The organism is Frankia nepalensis, from assembly GCF_016786325.1.
In the GTDB taxonomy this organism is placed as follows: domain Bacteria; phylum Actinomycetota; class Actinomycetes; order Frankiales; family Frankiaceae; genus Pseudofrankia; species Pseudofrankia nepalensis.
This window is the reverse complement of the sequence record NZ_JADWYU010000130.1, coordinates 59,382-69,323: the sequence shown is the minus strand read 5'-3', so window position 1 is coordinate 69,323 and position 9,942 is coordinate 59,382. Positions and strand designations below refer to the sequence as shown.

Below are 9,942 nucleotides of genomic sequence, written 5' to 3'. Positions count from 1 at the left end.
GTCTGCTCGTAGCCACTGGGCGCGAGAACGACCTTCACCGGCGCGCCGGCCGCCCGGATGCCGCGCATGACCTCGGCAAGGTCATTCCCCGCGAAGACAGCGACCACGGTGTCGACCTGGGCCGCGCGCAGCTTCTGCCCCAACTGCACGGGGTCGGTGATCGCCAGGTTGTAGACGAACGTGCCGGGAGCAGTCGAGATACCCGCCGCGGCCAGGCTGCTGACCATCTTCGAGCCGATATCGTCCGCGCTCGGGGTGATGTCGCTTGTGATCACAGCGGCTCGAGTACCGCCCCGCGCCTTCGCGTAGTCGCCGAACGTCGAGACCGACGGCCCGTCGGTGAACACATATGTGTAGGCAAACATGTTGCGGTAGCGGGGGTTCGCCCAGAAGGCCTCGGCCGCGATCCCCGCCACCGGGACGTTGCGCTCGAGCAGGTAGTCGGCGCCGCCAGCGGCGGTGATGGTCGCCTCGACAAGCCCGAAGACGTCCTCCCGCTCGACCAGCTCCCGCACGGCCACATGGTTCTGCTCCTGGGAGCTGGCGTCGTCACGCCAGATGGGAACGATCTTGCGACCGTGTATGCCACCGGCCGCGTTGGCCGCCTCGATCCGCGCGATGAACCCGCTGATAGCGGGCGCCAGTGAGGGCGCCGCCGGACCGCCGTCAGGATAGACAAAACCCAGCCGAATCTCCTCGGAACTGAATCCGGGCGTTTCACAGTTCCCGTCGGCGCCGCTGTCCGGGTCACCACCGGACAGCGCGCAGCCTTCCACCAGCATGGTCACGAGCGCGGCCACCAGCGCCGAGGTCCGCAAAACGCCGCGCCGAGCCTTGGCGCCTTCCGGGCCGCGGGCATCTCGCGAGTGAAAGAGCGCCGCGCCACAGCCCCCTCGACGTGGGCGACATAAAGGCTTGTCCCCCGCCCGAGATGTGCCCTGCCCGCCGAGCCAGGCGTGGGAGGAACGCCTCTTGAGAATGAACCAACCAGTCAAGATTCTCTCCATGTCGGCGTACTTCGGTTTAATCACCGGTCCAAGGGCGCACGGCGGTCCGCCAGCAGTCGGGTCGGCACGCACCCGCGACGACAGCCGGGCCAGGTCGACAGGCCAACTTCAACATCGGTGTCGACATCGGCATCCGCGAACCTTAGCGGGCGGGACGTGGGCACGGCAACGACCTGCTCGACCTGGTCGGTTCGGCCCGCCACCGAAGTGCTGACAGGGCTTCCAGCACTGCCCTCGACAACAACCGCCCCAGGAAAAGCCGGGGAGATGCACGCCATGGCGTCGGCGATCGGCCCGTCGCGGGCGGCCCGTTCGCTGACCGCATGACCACCTCGGCGTGGCCGGCGGGTGCGCGTCAGCGGCTGGCCTCAACAAGCGGCGATCGGGCGAAGCGGCGCTGTCCAGCATGAGCATTCGATACGTGCCCGCCCGCCCAGTGGGCGATGCCGAGTCAGGCCGATGTAACCCGGCTGTCGCCCCGGTGGCCAACACTGGTCCATGTGCGGGGAGCAGCCGACCTGGTCGAGCGAGTAACCGAATGCGACGTGCTGGGACGGGCGCACCAGGACGCGGCGGCCGCATCAGGGCGCCTGGTTCTCGTCGAGGGACCGGCCGGCATCGGGAAGACCAGTCTGCTCGCCCACGCGGCGGACCTGGCCCGGTCGACCGGCGACCTGGTGCTCACGGCTCGGGCTGACGAGCTGGAGAGGCAGCTCAGTCTCGGTGTCGTGCGCCAGCTGCTGGGGCCCGCGGTGGACCGGGGCAACGCTCTGCTGCGCGCGGCGCCCACTGATCCGCCGGTCGGTGACTTCACCCTCCTGGACGGCCTGTTCCAGCTCTGCGCCCGGCTGGCCGAACAGCGTCCCGTCACGCTGGTCGTGGACGACCTGCACTGGGCCGACCACAGCTCCCTGCGGTTCCTGGCCTATCTGCGCGCCCGCCTGGAGGGGCTGCGGCTGCTGGTGGTCGGCGCGACGCGGCCCCACGAACCCGGCGCCGACCAGCCGCTGCTGGACCTCCTGCTGCTGGACGAGACCTGCACGGTGCTGCGCCCGGCCGCGCTGAGCCCCGCCGGTTCGGCATCCGTCCTGAGGGCGGCGCTCGCGCGGCGCGCACCGGACGACGCGTTCCTCGCGGCGTGTCACCAGGCCTGCGGCGGGAATCCCCTGCTCCTGGGTGAGCTGACGGCCGCGGTCCTGTCCGCTGGGATCGCCCTCGACGGGGACAACGTCGATCAGGTCACGGCGATCGGGTCGCGGGCGCTGGCCCGTCGGGTGCGCGCACGGCTCGCCTCCCTTCCGGCGGCGTGCGCGGCGCTGGCCGGGGCGGTCGCGGTGCACGGGGAGGGTGCCCCGCTGCACCGGGTGGCGGCGCTGGCGGAGATCGATGTCGCGAGCGCGGACGTGGCGGCGGGGCGGCTGGTCCAGATCGACGTCCTGCGGCGGGTGGACGCGCGCCGGGCGCCGGTCCCGGAGCCGGTGACGCCCGGGGAGGAGATGTCCTTCGCGTTCGTGCACCCCCTGGTCCGGGAGGCGGTCTACGACGGTCTGGACCCGCGGGCGCGCCGGTCGGGCCACGCCCGGGCGGCACACCTGCTCCGGGAGGCCGGCGCGGACCCGGAGCGCGTCGCCGCGCACATCCTGCGCGCCGAGCCGGACGAACCGGCGTGGTACGTGGAGGTCCTGCGCCGGGCGGCCGATCTCGCGATGCGCCGGGGGGCCGCGCGGGACGCGGCCGGCTACCTGGAGCACTGCCTGCGGCTGGCACCGGAGCTGGCGCCGCGAGTCGGCGCCGAGCTCGGTCTCCTGCTGGTGATGCCGGACCCGCGGCGCGCCGGCGGCTACCTGCGCGAGGCCCTGCTGTCCGCCCGGGAGCCGGCACGGCGGGTCGTGATCGCGGATGGCCTGGCGACAACGCTGTTCATGACCAACCAGCTGACCGAGGCCGTCGACGTCTACCAGTCCGCGATCGCCGAACTGGACGACCGCCACGCGGACGCGCGCAGCCGACTGCGCGCGAACCTCATCAATTTCACGCTCGACGTCGCCCAGACGCACGACCTCGCCCGCGACCTCATCCGCGCCGTCCGCGCCGATGCCGTCCACGCCGGCGCCGTCCGCGTCGATGCCAGCGACCGCGGCGTGGGATCCCGGATGCTCAACGGCATGATCGCCCTCTACGACGCCGCGGCGGGACTCTCGCCGGACGCTGTCGCCCTGGCGCGCCGGTGCGTGGAGGACGGCGCGATCGTGATCCACGGAGAGGCGGTGACCGCTGTCGCGCTCGCCCTGTGGGTCCAGACCGCGGCGGATGATCCGGACGCCCCGCGTGGCATCGAGGCGGCCCTGGCCCGCGCCCGCCCGCTCGGCTCGATGCAGAGCCTGATGTCGCTCACGTTCGTGCGCGGCTGCGCGTTGTTCTGGCGCGGCGCGCTGGCCGAGGCGGAGGCTGCCTGCGAGCAGGCGCTTCGCTATCTGGAAGCCGAGGAGTGGCGCGCCGTTCGGCAGTTCATCACCGGCTACCTCGCCGATGCCCTGCTGGAGCAGGGCAGGCCTCGGCAGGCGGCAAGGCTGCTAACCCGCGCCTGGCCGGTGGGCGAACCGCCATACCCCTCCTTCCGCGTCCGCTGGCTGGCTGATGTTCGGGCCCGGCTCGCCCTGCTTGACGGACGTCCCGACGAGTGCCTGCGGATCTCGACGGCCGCCGGCCGGGAGGCGGCCGCCCACGGCTGGGTCAACCCGGCCTTCTTCCCCTGGCGGTCGACGTCCGCGAGCGCGTTGGACGCGATGGGCCGGGCGGCGCAAGCCCGCGCCCTGGCCGCCGAGGAGGTCGAGCTGGCCCGGGCCTGGGGGGCGCCCCGGGCGCTCGGGCACGCCCTGCGCGTCGCCGGTCTCGTCGAACGCTCCGACGGGGCCGACGGGGCGGCGGCGCGCCTGTTCGGCGAGGCCGTCGACGTGCTCGCGGACAGCCCGGCCAGGCTTGAGTACGCGAAGGCCCTCGTCGACCTGGGCGTCACGACCCACCGCGCCGGCGAGCATGCCCCCGCCCGCCGGTTGCTCTCCCTCGGCCTGGACGTGGCCACCGAGTGCGGCGCGGAGCCGCTCGCCCGCCTGGCCGCCGGCGAGTTGCGGGCCGCCGGGGGACGGCCTCGCCGGGTACGGCTGACCGGCCTCGGGTCCCTCACCCCGAGCGAGCGGCGCGTGGCCGAGCTCGCCGGGGCGGGACTCACGAACCGGGCGATCGCGAGCCGCCTGTTCGTCACGGTCAAGACGGTCGAGATGCACCTCGCGAACACCTACCGCAAGCTCGGCATCACCTGCCGCGACCAGCTTCGGGAGCATCTGCCGCGGGTCGCGACCGAAGGCATCTGAGCCGCGGCCCGGCGCCGGTCGGGCCGTGCTTCGACCGGCGCCCGGACGCCGGGCCGCTGCGCGGGCGCGAGTCCGGTCAGCGGCGTACCCAGAGCGAGGTGGGGCCTTTGAACATGCTGAGCGGCCGGTAGGCCGGTGGCTCGGCGCTGTCGAGCCGCAGCGTCGGGAAGCGGGCCGCCAGTCCTTCCAGCGTGGCCGCGATCTCCAACCGCGCCAGCGGGGCGCCGACGCAGTAGTGGATGCCGTTGCCGAACGCCATGTCAGGCCGAGTCCTGGCCCTACCGACCTGAAAGGTCTCCGGCTCCTGGAAAACAGCGGGATCGTGGTTCGCCGAGGCGAACATCAGAATGAGCCGGTCCCCCTTCGCGATCGTGACACCGTTGAACTCCACCTCCCGGGTCGCGGTCCGGAACAGCCCCATGATCGGGGTGTCGTAGCGCAGGCCCTCGGTCACCACGTCCGCCATCGGAAGCCGGCCGGCGGCCAGGTCGGGCCACATGCCGTTCGAGATCAGCGCGTGGGCGATGTTGGTGATCGCGTTGCCGGTGGTCTCCCAGCCCGCGCCGAACAGACCGGCCGCGTTGGCCGCGATCTGGGCGTCCGACAGCGGCTGCCCGTGGATCTCCCCCCGCACCAGGAACGAGATCAGGTCATCCTTGGGCGCGGCGCGGCGTTCCGCCATGAGCTCGTAGGTCCGGTCGATGAAGGGTGCCGCGATCCGTCCCTGCTCCTCGAGCTCGTCCGGGGTCAGGAACGGGTATCCGACGACGACGCTGAAACCCGCGCGCAGCCACCGCCTCAGGTCGTCGAGCTCGCTCTCCGGATAGCCCACCGCCACCATCACGCCGAGCAGCGGGATCGACTCCGACACCTCCGTCACCAGGTCGAAACGGTCCCGGTCGGCTATCAGGTCCAGCCGCCGGCCGATGAGCTCACGGATCCGGCTCTCCCATCCGGCGATCACCTTCGGGCCGAACGCCTCCTGGGCGATGCGCCGCACCGGTCGATGTTCCGGCGGGTCCACCAGGGTGAGCGGGCCGTGGTCGAGCAGGAAACCCATGAGCCGGTCCGCCGCGGGCGGCAGGCCACCCGGCCGGATGAAGGCTTCCCGCGAGGAGAACACGACCGGGTCACCCGCGATCCGCTGAATGTCCTCGTAGCGGGTCACGCACCAGGCGCCCAGCGCCTCCAGGAAGAAGATCGGCTCATTCTGCCGGGCTCTCGCGAAGTAGTCGTAGGCCACGGCGATGTGCGCGCCGAACGGGTCGAAAGATCTCAGATCGACGTCGCCTTGGCCGGTATCAGCCGGTGTCGGCGCGAGCGCACCCGTGTCCATGCATCCGCCCTCTCGGTGGGGACCGCTGCCGAGGAGAAGTCTCGGGAACGACGGTTGGCCCGCACCGCGGAAAGACCCCAGCACCCCACCCCAGACATTTGCCCGGGTTGGCACTCGACCACGACGAGGGGGCTGACAACAATGCCGCCTCGCGGCTTGATCTCGCCAGGAGAATACCCTGATCATTTAGGTGAGGGCGCGTCAACGCCGTTGACTATCTTGTAGGCCTCGTCGAACAGCGGCAGTCAGGCGCCGCGAACGCGTTCGGCAGCCGGCCGGCCTCGTGCACCCACTCGTCGAGGGCATCGTTGACGGCCGCGCGCGGGACATCGTTGCCGACACCGGCGGAACGCGGCGACCGCGGAGGGCGATCTCGCCGGTCCTTGTCGTCGTGGAATGGGATGATCGTGCCGTGGTCGACACGGACGGCTGGGACTTTCTGGTGTCCTATGCCGAGGAGGATCTGGCGTGGGCCTCCTGGGTCGGTTGGCAACTGGAGGACGCCGGCTACTCCGTGGTCCTGCGCGCGTGGGATCTCCTCCCGGGAACCAACCGCCTCAGTCTGCTGAACGAAGCGGTCACGAAGGCCCGCCGGACGATCGCGGTGGTCTCCGCGGCCTATGGCCGAGCCCCCGCCGACGCGGTCGCCTGGCAGGCGGCGTTCGCGGCCGATCCCGCCGGAGCGGACCGCGGGCTGCTGCCAGTACAGGTGGAGAACTGCCCCCGTACCGGGCTGCTCGCCCAGATCGCCGGTGTCGACCTGTTCGACCTCGCCGAACCCGTCGCCCGCCACCGGCTGCTGTCCGCGGTCAGCCGGATGCTGACCGGCGCCCGTGCCAAGCCCGCGGACCCTCCCCCGCTGCCCGTCGGCCCGCGTGCGTCGGCCGAGCAGGCGGGCTTGTCCCCGCCGCGCGCTGACGCTCGGGATTCTTCGGAGCCCGCTCCCTTTCCCGGCCGGCCGTGGCAGCTGCCCCCGCCGCCGACGACGCCGGTGATCGAGCGCCGCGAGATCGAGGCGAGGCTGCTCGAGGCCCTGCTGGACCCGACGGGACCGCTGGTGGGGATGACGACCGGGGTCGAGGGCGAGGGCGGTTTCGGCAAGACGACGCTCGCGGCGGCGGTCTGCGCCCGCGAGGAGGTTCAGTGGGCCTTCCCGGGCGGGCTTCTGTGGGTGGAGGTCGGCCAGGAGCGTGAGGGCGCCGCGCTGACCGCGCTGATCGACGATCTCGCGGTCAGCCTGACCGGCGCGGCCACCGGCCTGTCGGATCCGGTCAGGGCCGCGGACCGGGTCGCCGACGCGCTCGACGGCCGGCCGCCCACGCTGCTGGTCGTCGACGACGTCTGGCGCCCGTCGCAACTCGCCCCGTTCCGGGTCGTGGCCCGGGCCTGCCGCCTGCTCGTCACCACCCGGATCAGCCGGGTTCTGCCAGCCGGCTCCCGCACGGTGCTCGTCGAGCAGATGACCGACGACGAGGCCCGTGACCTGCTCTGCCAACAGGTGGAGGACCTGCCCGCCGCGCTGGTCGGACAGCTGCTGGACCTGATGGGCCGCTGGCCGCTGCTGCTCGCCCTGGCCAGCCGCAAGCTCGCGGACGGGGTGGCCACCCACGCCCGCGCGGACCAGGCCGCCGCGAGGCTCGTGGGGCAGCTCGCCGGCGGCGGACCCGCGATCCTCGACGTCCGCGACCACGACGCCCGCGGCCGTGGCGTCAAGGTGGTGATCGAGAGCAGCCTGTCCGTCCTGACCGACGCCGAACGGCGGCGCTTCGCGGAGCTCGGCGTCCTCCCGGAGGACACCTTCGTCCCCTACGAGGTCGTCGCGCTGCTGTGGGGACAGACCGGCGGCCTCGACGGCTACGAGACCGAGCAGCTGTGCGACATCCTGGTCGAACGACGGGTCGCCCGGCGCCGCTGGACCGATGCCGGCCCCGCCCTCGGCCTCCATGACGTGCTGCGCACCCATCTGCGCCGCGAACTAGGCCCCGCCGGACGGCTGGCGGCGCATGCCGCGCTCGTCGAGGGCGCCCGTTCCCTCGTTCCGCGCGCGGACGGCCAGAGCCCGTGGTGGACCCTGCCGACGGACCCCGTCGGGGACTACCTGGTCCGCCTGCTCGTCCACCACCTGCTCGCGGCCGACCTCACCGAAGAAGCCACCGCCGTCGCCGGCGACCTGCGCTGGGTCGAGGCGGCGATCCGCCGTACCGGATCGGTACTGACCGCCGAGGACGGGCTGGCGGCGGTGGGCACCGACGAGTCCCGGCTCCTCGGCCGCGCCCTCGCCCAGAAGGCCCATCTGCTCACCGGCGCGGCCACGCCCGGCGGGATCGGTCCCACCCTGGCCGCGCACGTCGGCACCGTCCCGGCGCTCGCCTCGGCCGCGGCGGGCTACCTCCAGGAGCTGCCCGGCCCGGTCCTGTCCGTCGAGTGGACCACGCTGACGGCCGACTCCGCTCAGCTGCGCGTTCTCGCCGGCCACACCGCCGGGGTGCACGCGCTCGCCTTCTCCCCCGACGGCCGGCTGCTCGCCACCGGCAGCGACGACACGACGGCGCGGCTGTGGGACGCGGCGAGCGGCACCGAACAGGCCCGGCTGACCGGCCACTCCGGCCGGGTGTGCGCGGTCGCGTTCTCCCCGGACGGCCGGCTGCTCGCCACCGCCGGCAACGACCTGACGGCGCGGCTGTGGGACGTGGCGACCGGCACCGAGCGCGCCGTGCTGGAAGGCCACCGGGGCCGGGTGAACGCGGTCGCGTTCTCCCCGGACGGCCGGCTGCTCGTCACCGCCGGCAACGACCGGAGGGTGCGGCTGTGGGACGTGGCGACCGGGACCCGGCGCGCCGAGATCGCGGGCCGGGTGGGCAGGATCGCCTCGGTGGCGTTCTCGCCCGACGGGCGGCTGCTCGCCGTGGGCGGCGTGCAGACGGCCCGGCTGTGGGAAGTGGTGGACGGCCCAGGTCACGTCCTGGTGGCCGGCCGTGCCCTCGACGCTGACCATGCCGTCGTCACCGATCATTCCGGCCGAGTACGCGCGGTGAGCTTCTCCCAGGACGGGCGGCTGCTCGCCGTGGGCGGTGGCCGGATGACGGGGCTGTGGGACGTCGCGACCGGCGCGCAGGAGGCCTCCCTGGTCGATGGGAGCAGCGAGGCACGGCTGGTCGCGTTCTCGGCGGACTGTCAGGTGCTCGCCGCCGGAGGCAGGGACCCGGTGGTGCGGCTGTCCGACGTGGCGACCGGCACCGAGCTGGCCGCCTTCACGAGCCGGGGCGGCGAAACCCGGGCGGTCGTGTTCTCTCCGGATGGGCGGCTGCTGGCCACCGGTGGCGGCGACGCGACCGCGCGGCTGTGGGACGTCACCGCCGGCTCCGGACAGGCCCCCGCCGCCGGCTACGCGCACGAGGTGACCGCGCTGGCCTTCGGCCCGGAGGGCGAGCTCCTCGCGACCGATTTCGGCGACAGGACCGCGCACGTCACCTTGGAGACCGGCGCCAGCCGCGCTGTCAGCCAGCGTTTCACGCACGCGCTCCGGCCGGCGGCCTTCGCTCCGGACGGCCGGCGGCTCGCCGCCGTCAGCGACCACGCGGTATGGATCATGAACACGGACGCCGACACCGACGCTGAGCCGGTCGCGCTCGACGGTCCTCGTGGCATGCCGACGGCGCTCGCGTTCTCGCCGGACGGGCAGGTGCTGGCCACGGCGGGTACCGACAGGGCGGTGCGGCTGTGGGACGTGGCGACCGGAACCGAACGTGCCGGCTTCACCGCGGCCGCCGTGGGCGTGCCGGCCGTGTTGGCGTTCTCGCCCGACGGCGGGATCCTCGCGGCGGGCGACGACCATGAGGTACGGCTATGGCAGGTGGCAACCGGCGCCGAACACGGCACCTTCACGGGCTATGCCGGCGAATGGGTGTACGCGGTGGCGTTCTCGCCGGACGGCCGGGCTCTCGCCGCCGGCGGTACCGGAACGAGGGTGTGGGTGTGGCCCGTGGTGGACGACGGCCCCACCGCCGTCCTCGACCCCGTTCTGTGGGTCCTGGCGCTGGCGTTCTCCCCGGATGGCCGCCTCCTCGCCACCGGCGGCATCGACGGGATGGTGTCACTGTGGAACACGGCGACGCAGGCCGTGGTGACGTCCCTGAGGTTCGAGGACCCGGTCACGTCGATCGTGTGGCGTGAGGACGTCCTCTACTGCGCGACCGGGCGCGACCTGGTGCTCCTCCACCTCCGCTAA

4 protein-coding genes are annotated in these 9,942 nt (G+C 73.0%); 2 read left to right on the top strand and 2 right to left on the bottom strand.

Annotation, left to right across the window (positions count from 1 at the left end):
* Window positions 1–800 (bottom strand): ABC transporter substrate-binding protein (locus I6A81_RS17580; RefSeq protein ID WP_307874726.1); only part of this gene is annotated, 800 nt, incomplete at its 3' end.
* 707 nt (window positions 801–1,507) lie between these two features.
* On the opposite strand from I6A81_RS17580, the gene I6A81_RS17575 reads away from it, so the two are divergent.
* Complete coding sequence (locus tag I6A81_RS17575; protein WP_202999863.1) at window positions 1,508–4,378, top strand: helix-turn-helix transcriptional regulator; 2,871 nt, start codon at window positions 1,508–1,510, stop codon at window positions 4,376–4,378.
* Between the two features lie 76 nt (window positions 4,379–4,454).
* Here I6A81_RS17575 and I6A81_RS17570 read toward each other — a convergent pair whose 3' ends face one another.
* Window positions 4,455–5,714: a cytochrome P450 gene (locus I6A81_RS17570; protein WP_202999862.1), complete on the bottom strand. Its 1,260-nt coding sequence runs from the start codon at window positions 5,712–5,714 to the stop codon at window positions 4,455–4,457.
* Between the two features lie 412 nt (window positions 5,715–6,126).
* Here I6A81_RS17570 and I6A81_RS17565 point away from each other — a divergent pair, with 412 nt between their 5' ends.
* Window positions 6,127–9,942 (top strand): WD40 domain-containing protein, encoded by a 3,816-nt coding sequence (locus I6A81_RS17565; protein WP_202999861.1) that lies wholly within the window; start codon window positions 6,127–6,129, stop codon window positions 9,940–9,942.

Excerpts from the sequence above, each read along its gene's own strand:
- I6A81_RS17570 (WP_202999862.1), bottom strand. The coding sequence starts at position 5,714 with ATGGACACGGGTGCGCTCGCGCCGACACCGGCTGATACCGGCCAAGGC.